14 protein-coding genes and 2 other annotated features (1 of these 16 only partly in view) are annotated in these 16,941 nt (G+C 40.5%); all 14 genes read left to right on the top strand.

The window, feature by feature from the left end:
- Nucleotides 1–10: 10 nt before the first annotated feature.
- The 14 genes from icd (at nucleotide 11) to hemL (ending at nucleotide 16,745) form a co-directional block, all read left to right on the top strand.
- Nucleotides 11–1,279 (top strand): NADP-dependent isocitrate dehydrogenase, encoded by a 1,269-nt coding sequence (gene icd, locus R8925_RS01670; RefSeq protein ID WP_430534199.1) that lies wholly within the window; start codon nucleotides 11–13, stop codon nucleotides 1,277–1,279.
- A gap of 148 nt (nucleotides 1,280–1,427) precedes the next feature.
- A complete protein-coding gene (polA, locus tag R8925_RS01675; protein WP_430534200.1) occupies nucleotides 1,428–4,055 on the top strand; it encodes a DNA polymerase I in 2,628 nt (875 codons plus the stop codon).
- A gap of 21 nt (nucleotides 4,056–4,076) precedes the next feature.
- Nucleotides 4,077–4,898, top strand: a complete 822-nt coding sequence (gene mutM / locus R8925_RS01680) for a DNA-formamidopyrimidine glycosylase (RefSeq protein ID WP_430534201.1) — start codon at nucleotides 4,077–4,079, stop codon at nucleotides 4,896–4,898.
- A 9-nt stretch (nucleotides 4,899–4,907) separates the two neighbouring features.
- Complete coding sequence (gene coaE / locus R8925_RS01685) at nucleotides 4,908–5,504, top strand: dephospho-CoA kinase (protein WP_430534202.1); 597 nt, start codon at nucleotides 4,908–4,910, stop codon at nucleotides 5,502–5,504.
- Between the two features lie 64 nt (nucleotides 5,505–5,568).
- Entirely contained in the window at nucleotides 5,569–6,033 is a 465-nt protein-coding gene (nrdR, locus tag R8925_RS01690; RefSeq protein WP_036072409.1) for a transcriptional regulator NrdR, read from the top strand.
- Nucleotides 6,034–6,048: 15 nt separating this feature from the next.
- On the top strand, nucleotides 6,049–7,428 hold the full coding sequence (locus tag R8925_RS01695) for a replication initiation and membrane attachment family protein (RefSeq protein WP_430534203.1): 1,380 nt from the start codon (nucleotides 6,049–6,051) through the stop codon (nucleotides 7,426–7,428).
- Between the two features lie 9 nt (nucleotides 7,429–7,437).
- A complete protein-coding gene (gene dnaI / locus R8925_RS01700; RefSeq protein ID WP_430534204.1) occupies nucleotides 7,438–8,364 on the top strand; it encodes a primosomal protein DnaI in 927 nt (308 codons plus the stop codon).
- 141 nt (nucleotides 8,365–8,505) lie between these two features.
- Nucleotides 8,506–8,740: a binding site (T-box leader), on the top strand.
- 98 nt (nucleotides 8,741–8,838) lie between these two features.
- On the top strand, nucleotides 8,839–10,761 hold the full coding sequence (gene thrS, locus R8925_RS01705) for a threonine--tRNA ligase (protein ID WP_430534205.1): 1,923 nt from the start codon (nucleotides 8,839–8,841) through the stop codon (nucleotides 10,759–10,761).
- A 99-nt stretch (nucleotides 10,762–10,860) separates the two neighbouring features.
- Nucleotides 10,861–11,445 carry a ribosome biogenesis GTP-binding protein YihA/YsxC gene (gene yihA / locus R8925_RS01710; protein ID WP_430534206.1) on the top strand — a complete coding sequence of 195 codons (585 nt, stop codon included), beginning with the start codon at nucleotides 10,861–10,863 and terminating at the stop codon, nucleotides 11,443–11,445.
- A gap of 93 nt (nucleotides 11,446–11,538) precedes the next feature.
- Nucleotides 11,539–12,846: a glutamyl-tRNA reductase gene (gene hemA, locus R8925_RS01715; protein WP_430534207.1), complete on the top strand. Its 1,308-nt coding sequence runs from the start codon at nucleotides 11,539–11,541 to the stop codon at nucleotides 12,844–12,846.
- Entirely contained in the window at nucleotides 12,843–13,775 is a 933-nt protein-coding gene (gene hemC, locus R8925_RS01720) for a hydroxymethylbilane synthase (RefSeq protein WP_430534208.1), read from the top strand. The genes hemA and hemC overlap by 4 nt, the downstream gene beginning before the upstream one ends.
- The gene (locus R8925_RS01725) at nucleotides 13,768–14,475 is read left to right on the top strand and encodes a uroporphyrinogen-III synthase (protein ID WP_430534209.1); all 708 of its coding nucleotides are present in this window, start codon (nucleotides 13,768–13,770) and stop codon (nucleotides 14,473–14,475) included. The genes hemC and R8925_RS01725 overlap by 8 nt, the downstream gene beginning before the upstream one ends.
- Before the next feature lie 2 nt (nucleotides 14,476–14,477).
- Complete coding sequence (gene hemB, locus R8925_RS01730) at nucleotides 14,478–15,458, top strand: porphobilinogen synthase (RefSeq protein WP_430534210.1); 981 nt, start codon at nucleotides 14,478–14,480, stop codon at nucleotides 15,456–15,458.
- Nucleotides 15,459–16,745: a glutamate-1-semialdehyde 2,1-aminomutase gene (gene hemL, locus R8925_RS01735; protein WP_430534211.1), complete on the top strand. Its 1,287-nt coding sequence runs from the start codon at nucleotides 15,459–15,461 to the stop codon at nucleotides 16,743–16,745. It begins immediately after the preceding gene.
- 43 nt (nucleotides 16,746–16,788) lie between these two features.
- Nucleotides 16,789–16,941 (top strand) — a binding site (T-box leader); it runs 68 nt beyond the window's last position.

Below are 16,941 nucleotides of genomic sequence, written 5' to 3' on the forward strand. Positions count from 1 at the left end.
GGGAATTAATTTGACACAAGGTGAAAAAATCCAAGTAGTAGATGGTGTTTTAAAAACGCCAAATAATCCAGTGATTCCATTTATTGAAGGCGATGGCACAGGCCCGGATATTTGGCGCGCTTCTAAACGCGTGCTAGATGCAGCTGTTGAAAAAGCATATAATGGTGAAAAGAAAATCGATTGGCGTGAAGTTTTAGCAGGTGAAAAAGCGTTTAATCAAACAGGTGAATGGCTACCGCAAGCGACACTAGATACAATTGATGAGTATTTAATTGCGATTAAAGGGCCTCTTACAACGCCGATTGGTGGCGGTATCCGCTCGCTAAACGTAGCGCTCCGTCAAGAGTTGGATTTGTATGTGTGTTTACGCCCAGTTCGTTATTTCACAGGGGTTCCTTCTCCTGTAAAGCGACCTGAGGATACTGATATGGTCATTTTCCGTGAAAATACGGAAGATATTTATGCAGGCATTGAATTCAAAGAGGGAAGTAAAGAAGCGAAGAAGTTAATTGATTTCCTACGTGATGAATTCGGTGTAAATAAAATTCGGTTCCCCGAAACATCGGGAATTGGCGTGAAACCTGTTTCCAAAGAAGGAACAGAGCGCTTGGTACGTGCGGCGATTGAGTATGCGATTAAAGAAAAACGCAAATCATTAACGCTTGTTCATAAAGGAAATATCATGAAATTCACAGAAGGAGCCTTCAAAACATGGGGGTACGACCTTGCAGAGCGTGAATTTGGCGATAAAGTTTTCACGTGGTCTGAATATGACCGGATTGTGGAAGCAGAGGGTGTCGACGCGGCCAATGCAAAGCAGGACGCGGCGCTTGCGGCAGGCAAGATTTTAGTTAAAGACTCCATTGCAGATATTTTCTTACAGCAAATTTTGACACGTCCAGCAGAATTTGATGTCGTGGCGACGATGAACTTGAATGGGGATTATATTTCTGATGCGCTTGCGGCTCAAGTTGGCGGAATTGGTATCGCTCCAGGCGCAAACATTAACTACTTGACGGGACATGCGATTTTTGAGGCGACACATGGCACGGCTCCGAAATATGCAAACCTTGATAAAGTGAATCCATCATCCGTGATTCTCTCTGGAACATTGTTGCTTGAACATATTGGCTGGGGTGAGGCGGCGAACTTGATTATTAGATCGATGGAAAAAACAATCGCTGCCAAAACGGTTACTTACGACTTTGCACGTTTAATGGACGGTGCGACAGAAGTAAAATGTTCCGAGTTTGCAGATGCATTGATTCGCAATTTTTAATTTAAGACAAGACCGTGTTTTGAAATAGGAGTGAGCTTCTGACCCCTATTTTGAAACATGGTTTTTTTATGCGTGCGAATAAAGGCGTAATAAGTGTTTCTATGGTAAAATGGACATAATCAGCGTTAAATTTTGAGGAGGAATCCCTGTGAATAAAATCGTACTAATTGATGGAAATAGTATTGCGAATCGTGCTTTCTACGCATTGCCACTTTTGAGTAATGATAAAGGTGTCTATACGAATGCGGTGTATGGCTTTGCAATGATGATAATGAATGTGCTGGAAAAGGAGCAGCCAAATCATGTATTGGTGGCTTTTGATGCGGGAAAAACGACTTTTAGACATAGCCAGTTTAAGGAGTATAAGGGCGGACGCCAAAAAACGCCTAGTGAGTTATCTGAGCAGTTTCCATTCATTCGGGAGTTATTGGATGCTTATTCGATTCCACGCTACGAACTGCCGAACTATGAGGCGGACGATATCATTGGCACAGTAACAAAACACGCCGAAAAAGATGGTTTAGAGGTCGTTGTTATAACGGGAGATCGCGATTTAACACAACTTGCAAGTGACAAAACAACGGTGTATATTACTAAAAAAGGCATCACTGATATGGAGCAAAATACGCCAACTAGTTTAAAAGAAAAATATAATCTCGCCCCTGAGCAAATTATTGATATGAAAGGCTTGATGGGTGATGCTTCAGATAATATTCCGGGAATTCCTGGCGTTGGCGAAAAGACTGCGCTGAAACTACTACATCAATTTGGAACAGTAGAGGAAGTATTAGCTAACGCTGATCAAATTTCTGGTAAGAAGCTACAGGAAAAAGTGATAGATAATAAGGAATCTGCAATTATGAGTAAAGAATTGGCGACAATTAACACGGATTCGCCACTAGAAATCAAAGTTTCTGATTTGAAATATAACGGGTATGATACGGAAAAAGTTGTGCCATTGCTAAAAGAACTCGGTTTTGCGACGCTTTTGAAAAATATTCAAGGGGAGTCTAGTGAACCGGAAAAAGAGATGGAAGCTATTACTTTTGAAATGGTAGACGAGATTACGACTGCACATTTAAGCGATAAAGCTGCGATTTATGTCGAGTTGGATAACGATAACTACCACACGGCGCCTTTTATTGGAATTACTTTTCATTCGGAAGCGGGGACATTTTTTGCCAATGCAGATGTACTAGCAAAGTCACCAGAACTGAAATCGTGGCTAGAAAACCCGAAGAAAGAAAAAGTTGTATATGATGCAAAGAAAACGATTGTTGGATTCTCCAAATTTGATATAGCGGTTGATGGCATCGAATTTGACATTATGCTAGCGTCCTATTTGCTCAATCCATCTGATACAATTGACGATTTTGCGAGTGTAGCAGTCAGTCACGATTTCGATGCGGTGAAAACCGATGAGCTTGTCTACGGAAAAGGGGCTAAACGAGCGATTCCAGAAGAAGCCATCGTAGCAGAGCATTTAGCACGAAAAGTAGTTGCAGTTTCTGAATTAGAAAGAAAGATGCGTACAGAACTCGAAAATAATGAGCAGTTAGGCTTGTTTGAAGACCTTGAGTTGCCGCTTTCTAAAGTGCTTGCGAAAATGGAAATGTATGGCGTTAAAGTTGATACCGCACGTTTAGAAGATATGAAAGTGGAGCTTGCAGGACGACTAAGTGAGTTGGAGAAAACGATTCACGAATATGCAGGTTCTGAGTTTAACATTAATTCACCGAAGCAATTAGGGGTTGTTTTATTTGAAAATCTAGGATTACCAGCTGAAAAGAAGACTAAAACGGGCTATTCCACATCCGCGGACGTCCTTGAGAAACTCGCAGGTTCACATCCAATTATTGAAAGTATCTTAATGTACCGCCAACTTGGTAAACTCCAATCAACTTATATCGAAGGTTTGCTAAAAGTGACACATCAAGATACGCAAAAAGTGTACACGCGCTTCAATCAAACTTTGGCACAAACTGGGCGTCTTAGTTCCGTTGACCCAAACCTGCAAAACATCCCAATTCGCCTTGAAGAAGGACGTAAAATCCGCCAAGTCTTTGTTCCGTCAGAGCCAGATTGGAAGATTTTTTCAGCCGATTACTCACAAGTTGAATTACGTGTTTTGGCTCATATTTCGGAGGATGAGAACTTGCAATATGCGTTCAAACACGACTATGATATCCACACAAAAACAGCGATGGACGTTTTTCATGTGGAGCAGGATGAAGTGGACTCGTTGATGCGCCGCCAAGCCAAAGCAGTTAATTTTGGTATCGTATACGGCATTAGTGATTACGGTCTATCTCAAAATCTGGGTATTACGCGAAAAGAAGCACGCGATTTTATCGATCGTTATTTCGTGAGTTATCCTGCAGTGAAGGAATATATGGAAAACATTGTGCGCTCTGCAAAAGAGAAAGGCTATGTGGAGACCATTTTACATCGCCGTCGTTACATTCCAGAAATCACAAGTCGAAATTTCAACGTTCGCGGATTTGCTGAAAGAACAGCGATGAATACACCAATTCAAGGAAGTGCCGCCGATATTATCAAAAAAGCGATGATTCTCATGAATGACCGTTTGATTTCAGAAAAACTAGAAGCGCGTCTTCTGCTCCAAGTGCACGATGAGCTTATTTTTGAAGCACCTGAAAGCGAAATCGCGAAACTCGAGGAAATCGTTCCGGATGTAATGGAGAATGCGGTTGAACTTTCCGTGCCACTCAAAGTGGATAGTTCTTTTGGCGACACATGGTACGATGCTAAATAACATAAGTAAGGGGTTAAAATCATGCCAGAATTACCAGAAGTAGAAAATGTTCGTGCAACACTCGCCGAACTTGTGATAGGTAAAGAAATAGATCAAGTGATTATCGGTGCTCCAAAAATGATTGTTGGGATGCCTGCTGAGCAATTTGTAGGAAATATGATTGGACAAAAGATTGAAGCTGTTCGCCGCCGTGGTAAATTTTTGCTTATAGATACGACAGATGGCACGCTTTTATCGCATCTGCGAATGGAAGGGAAATATCGTCTCAATAATGCGACAGATCCAGTAGACAAACATACACATGTGACGTTTCATTTCACAGACGATACCGAATTGCGCTATCTTGATGTTCGTAAATTTGGCACGATGGAACTCGTCTTAAAAGGCCAAGAAGAGCTTACAAAATCGATTCAAAAGTTGGGCCCAGAACCGCTTTCTTCAGACTTTGAAAAAAGTATCTTTGCGGCTAAACTAAAAAAAACCGGACGCGCTGTCAAAACTGTATTACTAGATCAAAGTCTTGTTGCAGGTATTGGCAATATTTATGCAGACGAAATTTGTTTTCAGGCAAAAGTGCTTCCGGAACGCCCAGCAAATACGCTTAAACCAGCAGAAATCACAAGGCTTTATGAAAGTACAAAAACAATCATGGCAGAAGCAGTTGCACTCGGCGGCTCCACTATCCGCACATATGTGAACTCACAAGGAAAGATTGGCGGTTACCAAGATAAACTTCAAGTATATGGAGAAAAAGGAAATCCATGCCCTGTGTGTGGCACGCCGATTGTGAAAATCAAACTGAACGGCAGGGGTACGCACTTTTGCCCGAAATGCCAGAAGTAGGTGGCGAAAATGGCTTATATTATCGGTTTAACAGGTGGAATCGCGAGCGGAAAAAGTACAGTTAGTAGGATGTTTCACGAGGCTGGTTTTCCGATCGTCGATGCAGATATTGCGGCAAGAAAAGTTGTTGAAAAAGGTACAGAAGGAGCGCGCCAACTCCGAGCTATTTTTGGTGTAGAAATTTTTCAAGAGGACGGGGAACTCAATCGGCAGAAATTGGGAGGAATTATTTTTCATGATTCTGAAAAGCGTGAGGCTCTGAATGCTGTTGTACACCCGCTTGTGAGGCAATGGATGTTGAGCGAGCGTGACCGGTTGATAGCGAGTGGTCATGCGGTAATCGTTTTCGATATCCCACTTTTGATAGAAAGCAAGTTGCAAGAAATGGTAGACACAATCATCGTAGTTTATGTGGATGCAAAAACGCAATTGGAACGATTGATGGAACGAAACAATTTTTCAAAAAATGAAGCCAAAGCCAGAATTGCGAGTCAAATGCCGTTAATGGATAAAATTAGCTACGCGGATATCGTGATCGATAATTCGCATACGTTAGACGAGACGAAACAACAAGTAAACGAATTAATCCAGACCTTTTTAAAGTAGAAGCATAGGCGTCAGTCATGGTATACTGGTAAAAAGTAATAACATAAAATAGGAGTGGATGACAATGAAATGTCCATCTTGTAAAGGTAATAGCTCGCGCGTTGTGGATTCAAGACCTGCGGATGATGGAAATTCCATTCGGCGTCGCAGAGAATGTGAATCGTGTGGTTTTCGCTTCACAACATTCGAAAAAGTCGAGGAAAGTCCACTAATTGTCGTCAAAAAAGATGGCGTGCGTGAAGAATTTGCTAGAGAGAAAATATTGCGCGGACTCATTCGAGCTTGTGAAAAACGACCAGTTTCCGTGGAACAGTTAGAAGATGTGGTAAATGCGGTTGAGCGTGAACTTCGTAGCATCGGTGAAAGTGAAGTATCCTCCCATTTGATTGGTGAAAAATTAATGGATAAATTAGCTGTCTTAGATGAGGTTGCTTACGTGCGTTTTGCCTCCGTATATCGCCAATTCAAAGATATCAGCGTTTTTGTAGAAGAGCTCAAAGATTTAATGAATAAGACAAAACAGGAGTAAGAAAGGTGAAGTAGAGTGGCAGAATTTTGGATGGAGTTACAGCCGGTCGATAGCTACGAAGTGAAAGCGAATGGCGTGTTATCAGAAAAGGACCGCAAGATTATGACTTTTTTATATCAGCCATTAATGGGCGCGGAATGTTTGGCTCTCTACGACACGCTTGTCACAGAGGTAGAAGAAAATCGCCTTTGGTCGGAGAATCATAGCCATACGCAACTATTAAATTTACTTGGCATTGGTTTATCTAGTCTTTTCCAAGCGCGATTGAAGCTCGAAGGACTCGGTTTGCTGCGTAGTTTCGTACGAACGACAGGTGAATCCCGGCATTACATATATGAAATGGCAGCACCACTTTCTCCAGAACAATTTTTTTCCGACGGACTTCTAAATATTTATTTATATAGTAAAATCGGCAACGCACAGTACCAGCGATTGCGCCGCTTTTTTTCTGATGAGCCAATGCTAGAGAACGGTTTTGATGAAGTGACGCGCTCGTTTCAAGACGTATTTGAGACGTTTAGCGGGAGTGAATTGCCAATTAGTACAGTTGAAAATGGCGAACCGATGGGGCGGGCGACATCTCGAGGTGTGACACTGGATGATAAGGGGTTTGATTTTGCGGTGATGTTGCAAAGTTTATCGCCAACCATGTTATCGCGAAATGCAGTTACAGAAGAAGTGCGTGCCTGTATTCTGAAATTACACGCGATTTATGCTGTAGAAGAGCTTGATATGGTACATTATTTATATCGCTCGGTGCAAGCGGATGGTTCGCTAGATTTGGATTATTTACGAAAAATTGTGCGAGATGGTTACCAATTACAGAATAATCGATTGCCGGAACTGAGGGCGAAAACGGAAACAAAACTTGTTCCCAAACAGGACCTGGAGTATGGCAAAGGTGCATCTATCGAGGAACACGCGAAATATTTAGAGGGATTAACACCATACCAACTTTTAATTAACATTAGTAATGGTGCTGTGCCTGCGGAAACTGATCTTAAAGTTATTGATGAGGTGATGACGACTCAGGATTTGTCTTCGTCAGTAATGAATGTTTTGATTGAGTATGTTTTATTACAATCAGAAGGAAAAATTGCTAAGAACTATATGCTAACAATTGCAGCACACTGGAAGAGGAAAAATATTCAGACTGCGCTGGAAGCGATGAACCTTGCGAGGTATGAACATGAAAAATATCAGAAACTAAAAGATAAAAGAGAGGTTAAAAAAGCATCTGGAAATAACAGGAGCAAAGTTGTGAAAAAAGAAAATTTGCCAGATTGGTTCGATAAGAAAGATGGGGACTATAGTGAAAAGCCATTAAGTAATCAAGAACAAGAAGAACTTGAGCGCAAAGTAGCAGAGGCTAAAAAGCGATTAAACAAGAAGTAGGTGAGAATAATGGATAAAATTGAGCAAACATTAGGTCAGCTTTTTAAAGGGCGCGATTTTGAAAAAGAATATGAGATGTTAAAACAAAAAGTTCTTTCATATCCTCCAATCATATCTTTTCTGAATGAGAATAAAGAATTATTGAACGAACAAACCGTTAATCAAAACCTCTCTAAATTATATGAATTTATGCTAGAACACAAAAAAAATCAAAACAAAGAAGAGACATTAATGCCAGGATATGCCCCAAAACTTAGTTTAGAAGGTAGCTATATAAGTGTAGTTTATTATGCTACAGAAGAAAAAAAGCAGGCAGATCGTAAAAAGGCCTTTGAAAAAAGGATTCGTTCGCTATATATGCCAAAGCAGATATTAGAAGCTAATTTAAATGATTTCGATCTAGACAATGCTTCGAGGAATGCAGCTTTTATTGCTGCTGAAGAATTTTTGAGTGCCTATAAAGATTCAAAATCAGTAAAAATGTTAAAAGGACTATATATTCATGGCGAATTTGGAACTGGGAAATCCTATTTACTAGGAGCGATTGCCAAAAATCTTGCAGAATTTGGGGTTACCTCGACGCTAGTATATTTGCCTGAATTTATGCGTGAAATTAAGCAATCTATAGCTGACAACACTGTGGGTGATAAGATTCAATTCGCCAAAGAGACCGATATATTAATGTTAGATGACATTGGTGCAGAATCAATGACAGCTTGGACACGAGATGAAGTTCTAGGAGCAATTTTGCAATTTAGGATGCAAGAGGAATTACCAACTTTCTTTTCTTCTAACTTTAGTATGGATTATTTAGAAACGGAATTAATGTTTACTAAAAATGGAAGTGAAGAGCGGATGAAAGCTCGTCGTCTTATGGAAAGGGTCAGATACTTATCCAAAGAAGTAGAATTGAATGGTAGAAATCGTCGACATTAAATATTCATTTGTATATTAGGTGTTATAGTTGCACTCACGAATAGCGACTAAATGATTAGTTATCGCAGTGATAAGCCTTATTATTTTTCAGGGTAAAGCTTGACATTTCGTTCAATCCGATTTATTATACAGGTAATGATGAAACAAGTATTGATAAGGACAACATTTTATTAACGTCTGATTCACAGAGAAGGAGGTATTGCTGAGATCCTCCTAATTAGCCAATAAAGTGACCCCCTTTGAACTTTTCATTCGAAATCAAGTTGTCTTTGAGAGTAGTTTGAGACGGAGCACACCGTTAACTGTGACAAGAGAAGAATTTTTCGGAATTCTTGAATCTTGGGTGGAACCACGTGTTGAAAGACTCGTCCCTTGCACAAGCTTGGGATGGGTCTTTTTTTGTTCCCTAAAAGTTAGAATGTGCGTATAAAAGTCCGCGTTTCGTCTAAAAATTTGAAGAAGGAGTCGAAGAAAATGAGAATTACATTTCCAGATGGTGCAGTAAAAGAATTTGAGGCTGGCGTTTCTACAGCAGATATCGCAGCATCTATTAGCCCAGGCCTTAAGAAAAAGGCGTTAGCAGGTAAAGTGAACGGAACATTGGTTGACCTAGTGACACCGATTCTTGAGGATTCAAAAATCGAAATCGTGACTCCAGATCATGAAGATGCGCTACAAATTTTGCGACATAGTTCGGCTCACTTGCTGGCTCAAGCACTTAAACGTTTGTATCCAGGTATTACTTTCGGAGTAGGCCCAGCAATCGATTCAGGTTTCTACTATGATGTTGATACAGAAGTAGCGATCAGTGAAGAAACTTTCCCAGCAATCGAAAAAGAAATGCAGAATATCATTCGTGAAAATTTACCGATTACGCGCGAAGAAGTTTCTCGTGAAGAAGCTATCAAACGTTTCAAAGCAATCGGCGATAATTATAAGTTAGAGCTTATTGAAGCAATTCCAGCAGATGAAACAGTTACTATCTATACACAAGGCGAATTTTTTGACTTATGTCGTGGCGTCCATGTTCCATCTACTGGTAAAATTCAAGTGTTCCAATTGCTAAGTGTAGCCGGAGCTTACTGGCGTGGCGATAGTAATAACAAGATGTTACAGCGTATATACGGTACTGCCTTTTTCGATAAAAACGGCTTGAAAGAATTTTTACGTATGCAACAAGAGGCGAAAGAGCGCGATCATCGCAAATTGGGTAAAGAGCTCGAGTTATTTGCAAACAGCCAAGAAGTTGGTCAAGGGTTACCGCTATGGCTTCCAAAAGGTGCAACAATCCGTCGCGTTATCGAACGTTACATCGTTGACAAAGAGGAGCGTCTAGGATATAACCATGTGTATACTCCAATCATGGCGAATGTGGAGCTTTACAAAACAAGCGGTCACTGGGATCACTATCATGAAGATATGTTCCCAACAATGAAAATGGATAACGAAGAACTCGTACTGCGACCAATGAACTGCCCGCATCACATGATGATTTATAAAAACGATATTCATAGTTATCGCGAATTACCAATCCGTATTGCGGAACTTGGCATGATGCACCGTTATGAAATGAGTGGTGCGCTATCTGGCCTTCAACGCGTTCGTGGGATGACACTAAATGATGCGCACGTATTTGTTCGCCCAGACCAAATACAAGATGAATTCAAACGCGTAGTTGAGCTAATTTTAGCTGTATATAAAGATTTTGCCATCACAGATTACAGTTTCCGCCTAAGCTATCGTGATCCAGAAAACACTGAGAAATATTTCGATGACGATGCTATGTGGGAAAAAGCGCAAGGTATGTTAAAAGATGCAATGGATGACATGAACTTAGAATACTATGAAGCAGATGGTGAAGCAGCATTTTATGGTCCAAAGCTTGATGTTATGGTCAAAACTGCGATTGGCAAAGATGAAACATTGTCTACTGTTCAACTCGATTTCCTACTTCCAGAACGCTTTGACCTAACTTACATTGGCGAAGACGGCGAAAAACACCGTCCAGTCGTTATTCACCGTGGTGTCGTATCCACAATGGAACGTTTCGTAGCTTACCTGATTGAAGAATATAAAGGTGCATTCCCAACATGGTTAGCTCCAATTCAAATGGAAATTATCCCAGTCAGCGTCGATGCACATATGGATTACAGCAAAGCGCTTAAAGACAAGCTCATGTATGCTGGTTTCCGTGTAGAGGTAGACGAGCGCAATGAAAAACTAGGATACAAGATACGTGAAGCCCAAACAAAGAAAATTCCGTATGCACTTGTTATTGGAGATCAAGAAGTAGAAAGCAACGCAGTCAATGTACGTAAATATGGTGAGAAAGACTCAGAGAATTTACCACTAGATGAATTCATCGCACGCGTACAAGCAGAAGTATCACAATTATAATTTCTAAGCAAGGTTCTCCCGTCGATGGAGAGCCTTTTTGCTTAATTGACGTAATTCCGTTATACTTAAAAAAGATCATTTTAGATAAAGGTGGAAATTATGAATATAAATAATGTAGAACTTGTAATAAGCGCTGTTTGGAAAGAGCAGTACCCAGAAGGTGGCTTGCCAGAGTTTGCGCTCGCGGGTCGTTCAAATGTTGGGAAGTCCTCTTTCATCAATACGATGATTCGTCGTAAAAGCATGGCTCGCATCTCACAAAAACCTGGAAAAACGCAAACATTGAACTTTTATAAAATTGAGGATTCGTTTTTCTTTGTTGATGTTCCAGGCTACGGTTTCGCGAAAGTTTCTAAAAAAGAACGCCAAAAGTGGGGCGAGATGATTGAGACATACATGACGAGTAGAACGGCATTAAAAGCTGTTATTCAGATTGTTGATTTGCGTCATAAGCCGACCGAAGATGATCGAAACATGTATGAATTTTTGAAGTATTATCAGATACCTGCTATCGTCATCGCGACAAAAGCAGATAAAATTCCGCGCAGCAAATGGCATAAAAATATGAAAATTGTCAAGGAAACGTTGGATTTTGATCCAGAAGACGGTTTCGTGATGTTTTCATCTGAAACAAAAATGGGCAAAGAAGAGGCTTGGGAGTTAATAGAAGGATTTATGAAGTAATTTTTTGATTATTCACAAGCGCACAAGTTGGCGGCTATTTTAAAAAGTGTTAGAATGAAGCTTGAATTTACTAATATAAAAGGGGGCTTATTGATGTACATTCTCTCTGTCGGTCTAAATCATACAAGCGCGCCGATTGAAATACGAGAACGGTTAGCTTTCAATCCAGAAGAAGAGGAGATGGCATTGGTTTCCTTGCAACGAGAAAAAAGCATTTTAGAAAATGTTATTATTTCAACATGTAATCGTACAGAAATTTTTGCTGTCGTGGATCAAATCCATACAGGCAGATACTATATGAAACGATTTTTGGCGAATTGGTTCCAAATGGATATGCAAATTTTGGAGCCTTATTTGTTGTTTTTTGAAGAGGAAGAAGCTGTGAAGCACCTGTATCGTGTGACAAGTGGCTTAGATTCTTTGATTCTTGGTGAGACACAGATTCTTGGTCAAGTGAAGGAAGCCTTTACTAGCGCACAAAATAATAGAACGACTGGAACTATTTTAAACCAGCTATTCCGAGAGTCTGTTCATTTTGCAAAAAATATCCATCATACAATGAAAATCAATGAAAATGCTGTATCGATTAGCTACGCGGCGGTGGAAGTCTTAAAAAAAGTATCTCCAACTGTGGCGGATAAAAAAACAGTTATTGTTGGTGCTGGAAAAATGGGCGTACTAGCTATTCAAAATATGCTTGGAGCCAAAATTTCGAATATGACGTTATTAAACAGAACGAGTGAACGAGCTAAAAATATAGCAGAAAAGTTGGGCGTGCAGTGGTGCGGTTTTGAGTCCTTGGATCAACATTTGAAACGCACGGAGATCTTGATTACGTCCACCTCAGCAACGACACCAATTATCACGAAAAATATGGTATCTGATGCTATGGCAGAACGCGAAAATCCGCTCATCATTGTTGATATTGCTTTGCCGCGTAACGTTGAAGCAACATGTGCAGACGTTCCCAATGTGACGTTGTTTGACATCGATGACTTAGGTGATGTTATTCAAGAAAATACACAGCAACGACAAGCGATGGTAATACAAATTGAAAAACAGATTGAAGAGGCCTGTATTCAATTTTACGAATGGCAAAAGCAGCTTGGTGTTGTTCCGATTATTAAAGACTTGCGTGAAAAAGCATTGGAATTACAGGCAGAAACAATGCAAAGCCTTTCCAACAAATTGCCGAATTTAACGGAGCGTGAACAAGTTATCATTGGTAAGCATATGAAGAGCATTATTAATCAGTTACTGAAACATCCAATTTCAGAGCTAAAAGAGATGGCTACAACCCCTGATGCGGCTCATGATATTGAGGTTTTTCAACATATATTTGACCTTCAAAAAACAGAGAATAAAGAAATAACAAAAGAAAAAGTGGGTGAAAGAGCATGACTCGAAAAATTATTGTTGGTTCAAGGCGGAGCCAGCTTGCTTTAACACAGACAAAATGGGTAATTGCCAAACTTCAAAAAGAATTTCCTGATGTAAGCTTTGAAATTGAGGAAATTGTGACAAAAGGAGACCGAATACTGGATGTCACATTAAGCAAAGTAGGTGGCAAAGGCCTTTTTGTATCGGAAGTAGAGGATGCATTGAGCGAAAAGCGGATTGATTTCGCTGTACATAGCATGAAGGATGTCCCATCAACTTTGGCGGAAGGTCTCGTGATTGGAGCGATTCCTAAACGTGAGAACCCGTTAGACTGCCTTATTTTTAAAGAACGAAGAAGTTTGGACGAGCTAGCAGAGGGAGCAGTTGTTGGGACGAGCAGTTTGCGACGAGCTGCTCAATTACTCCACATTCGCCCAGATTTAACGATTAAGCCCATTCGAGGAAATATCGATACTAGACTTAGAAAATTACAAGAAGAAGACTTTGATGCTATTGTTTTAGCTGTCGCAGGTTTGAAACGCATGGACTGGCTTGATAAATTGGAGCAAGAGAATACGTTCCTAGATGTATCCGTGTGCCTTCCTGCTGTTGGACAAGGGGCGCTTGCAATTGAATGTCGGGAAGATGATTCGCTTGTAAGAGACATGTTATCGCTACTACAACATATCGAAACGAGTCAAGCAGTTGAAGCGGAACGCACACTTCTAAAAGCATTAGATGGAGGATGTGAAATCCCAATCGCTGGATATGCGACTACGAAAGATGGATGTATAGAATTGAAAGGCCTTGTAAGCTCCGCTAATGGCAAAACTTTTTATCAAATCACTGAACAAGGCGAAGACCCAAAAGCGCTAGGTTTAAGCGTGGCAGAGAAACTCATCAAATTAGGTGCCAAAGAGATTATTCAGGAATTAAGAGATAATGTCTAAACATATTTTATTAACACGTGAGGTTGGGAAAAATGAAACATCACAGCTTTCTTTAGAGCGTGCGGGGTTTCAAGTCTCTATTGTTCCGATGATTGAGACAAGGCCATGTAAGTGCCAAATGGCTCTAGGAGACTATGATTGGATTGTGTTCACGAGTGCGAATACGGTGCGCTATTTCTTTGAGCAACAGGCGGCTATTCCTAGTCATGTTAAAATAGCGGTCATTGGTGAGAAAACCGCTGAAATGCTTGCGTCAAACCAATATAATCCAGATTTTCTGCCTACACGATTTACAACAGATATTTTTATCGATGAGTGGTTAGCGCTCGATTTAAATCAGCAACAAATCTTTATCCCGAAAAGTAATATTGCGCGAGATGAAATAGAGCGACAATTTAAGAATGCTGGGCACTTAGTGACATCGCGTGCCATTTACGAGACAGTTTCCCCAGAAAGGGCCAGGGAACAATTGCAAAGTGTTACGAAGTCTAGCCCGATTGATATAGCAGTATTTGCAAGTCCTTCTGCATGGCACCATTTTTTGAAAAGTTACACAGACGATGTCGCTAAACTAAAAATCGCATCTATCGGTCCTGTTACAACAAGGGCAATCGAGTTGTCTGGCTTTGCAGTGACATACGCACCAACAAACTACACGATGCGCCAAGTATGCGAAATTCTAATTAAAGGAGAGCAATAACTATGAACCAAAGCTTTGATAGACATCGTCGGTTAAGGAGCAGTGCCGCAATGCGTGACCTTGTTCGCGAAACAGTGCTACATACCGATGACTTAATTTATCCTATTTTTGTAAAGGAAGGTAATAATACGAAAACAGAAGTGACCTCTATGCCAGGTGTTTTTCAATTTCCTTTACATGAATTGGAAGAAGAAGTTGCTGAACTCATAACGCTTGGTATCAAGGCAATTATTTTATTCGGTCTTCCAAATGACAAAGACGATGTTGGCACAGGTGCATATCATTCGCATGGTATCGTCCAAGAAGCCACCAGACTAGTGAAAAAAATAGCTCCTGAAATGCTTGTTATTGCGGATACGTGTCTTTGCGAATTCACAGATCATGGACATTGTGGCGTTATTGAAAATGGAGAAGTAGAAAACGATAAATCACTAGCATTGCTCAAAAAAACAGCACTTAGTCAAGCGGGGGCGGGAGCTGATATCATTGCACCATCTAATATGATGGACGGATTTGTAAAAGTTATTCGTGAAGGCCTAGATGAAGCTGGCTATCAACATATTCCAATCATGTCGTATGCAGTGAAGTATGCTTCTGCTTTTTATGGGCCGTTTCGCGATGCAGCTAATAGTGCTCCTCAATTTGGCGACCGTAAAACGTACCAGATGGATCCAGCAAACAGGCTTGAGGCGCTACGTGAGGCTCAAAGTGACGAGCAAGAGGGGGCTGATTTCTTAATTGTCAAGCCAGCGCTTTCTTATTTGGATATTGTTCGAGATGTACGAAATCGGACAAACCTTCCCGTTGTAGCCTATAATGTAAGTGGTGAGTATGCAATGGTAAAGGCAGCAAGTGCGAATGGTTGGATCGATGAACAGCGAATCGTTATGGAAATGCTATTAAGTATGAAGCGTGCTGGTGTAAGTCTGATTATCACTTATTTTGCTAAAGATGTTGCCCGTTATTTAAAAGGAGATGCTTAAATGAATCAGTATACAAACTCAGTTAAAGCCTTTAAAGAAGCTGAAAAAGTTTTGCCTGGCGGTGTTAATAGTCCAGTTCGTGCTTTTAAATCGGTAAATGCTAATCCTGTTTTTATGGAGCATGGAAAAGGTGCTTACTTAACAGATATTGATGGCAACAAATACATTGACTACGTACTATCATGGGGACCATTAATATTGGGCCACGCAAATGATCATGTCGTCAAAGCAGTTACAGATGCTGTGTTGAAGGGAACAAGTTTTGGAACACCAACAGAAATTGAAACAGAGCTCGCAAAACTTGTTGTGGAGCGCGTTCCATCTGTTGAAATGGTACGCATGGTATCCTCAGGCACAGAAGCAACCATGAGTGCTATTCGATTAGCAAGAGGATACACCAAGAGAAATAAAATTGTTAAATTCGAAGGAAGTTATCATGGTCATGGGGATTCATTGCTAATAAAAGCCGGCTCAGGTGTCGCAACACTTGGCTTGCCAGATTCACCAGGTGTAACTCCGGGACTTGCTGCGGACACGATTGCTGTTCCGTATAATGATTTAGAAAGCGTAAAATTCGTTTTTGAAAAATACGGTGCAGAAATTGCTGCTGTTATTGTTGAGCCTGTAGCAGGTAATATGGGTGTCGTACCGCCAATCGAGGGTTTCCTAGAAGGTTTGCGTGATGTAACAAGCAAATATGAAAGTTTACTTATTTTCGATGAAGTCATGACGGGATTCCGAGTCGATTTTTATAGTGCTCAAGGTCTATATGTTGTCACACCAGATATCACATGTCTTGGAAAAGTGATTGGTGGCGGGCTTCCAGTTGGCGCTTACGGTGGAAAAAAAGAAATTATGGAACACATTGCTCCGGCAGGTTCTATCTATCAAGCGGGAACGTTATCTGGAAATCCCGTAGCGATGAATGCTGGCTATGCAACGCTGAAACAATTAACACCACACCACTATGACTATTTTAGAACATTGATTGACAAGCTTGAAGAAGGCTTGGTTGTGTTATCTGAGCAATACGAAGTTCCGATTGCTGTTAACCGGGCTGGTTCGATGTTTGGCTTCTTCTTCACAGATCAGAAAGTCATTAATTATGATACAGCAAAAACATCAAATTTAACTTATTTCTCTAACTACTATCGAGAAATGCTCAACAATGGCATTTTTCTACCTCCATCTCAGTATGAAGGGCTATTCATTTCCACCGAACATACGGATGTAGAAATTGCAAAAACATTAGAAGCAATAGAGGCATCTATGAAAGCATTACGTTGACGATTCATGCTTTATTTGTTACAATGATTCCAATCTAATATTCGTAAATGCAAGGATGAGGAAGAGTAAATTATTTTTTCTTTTGAAGAGAGGAGACGGTTGGTGCAAGTCTCTAAGAAAAGTATTTGAACGTAGCCTCTGAGCAGTATTCCTGAAAAGGTAGTAAGGGATATCGGGAAACTTTCTCTCGTTAAAT

Source organism: Listeria rocourtiae subsp. hofi, from assembly GCF_963575615.1.
GTDB classification, from domain to species: Bacteria; Bacillota; Bacilli; order Lactobacillales; family Listeriaceae; genus Listeria_A; species Listeria_A hofi.

Bases quoted from the DNA above. Each gene is read 5' to 3' on its own strand.
- mutM (WP_430534201.1), top strand. From the start codon at position 4,077: ATGCCAGAATTACCAGAAGTAGAAAATGTTCGTGCAACACTCGCCGAA.
- coaE (WP_430534202.1), top strand. From the start codon at position 4,908: ATGGCTTATATTATCGGTTTAACAGGTGGAATCGCGAGCGGAAAAAGT.
- nrdR (WP_036072409.1), top strand. From the start codon at position 5,569: ATGAAATGTCCATCTTGTAAAGGTAATAGCTCGCGCGTTGTGGATTCA.
- dnaI (WP_430534204.1), top strand. From the start codon at position 7,438: ATGGATAAAATTGAGCAAACATTAGGTCAGCTTTTTAAAGGGCGCGAT.
- thrS (WP_430534205.1), top strand. From the start codon at position 8,839: ATGAGAATTACATTTCCAGATGGTGCAGTAAAAGAATTTGAGGCTGGC.
- yihA (WP_430534206.1), top strand. From the start codon at position 10,861: ATGAATATAAATAATGTAGAACTTGTAATAAGCGCTGTTTGGAAAGAG.
- hemA (WP_430534207.1), top strand. From the start codon at position 11,539: ATGTACATTCTCTCTGTCGGTCTAAATCATACAAGCGCGCCGATTGAA.
- hemC (WP_430534208.1), top strand. From the start codon at position 12,843: ATGACTCGAAAAATTATTGTTGGTTCAAGGCGGAGCCAGCTTGCTTTA.
- R8925_RS01725 (WP_430534209.1), top strand. From the start codon at position 13,768: ATGTCTAAACATATTTTATTAACACGTGAGGTTGGGAAAAATGAAACA.
- hemB (WP_430534210.1), top strand. From the start codon at position 14,478: ATGAACCAAAGCTTTGATAGACATCGTCGGTTAAGGAGCAGTGCCGCA.
- hemL (WP_430534211.1), top strand. From the start codon at position 15,459: ATGAATCAGTATACAAACTCAGTTAAAGCCTTTAAAGAAGCTGAAAAA.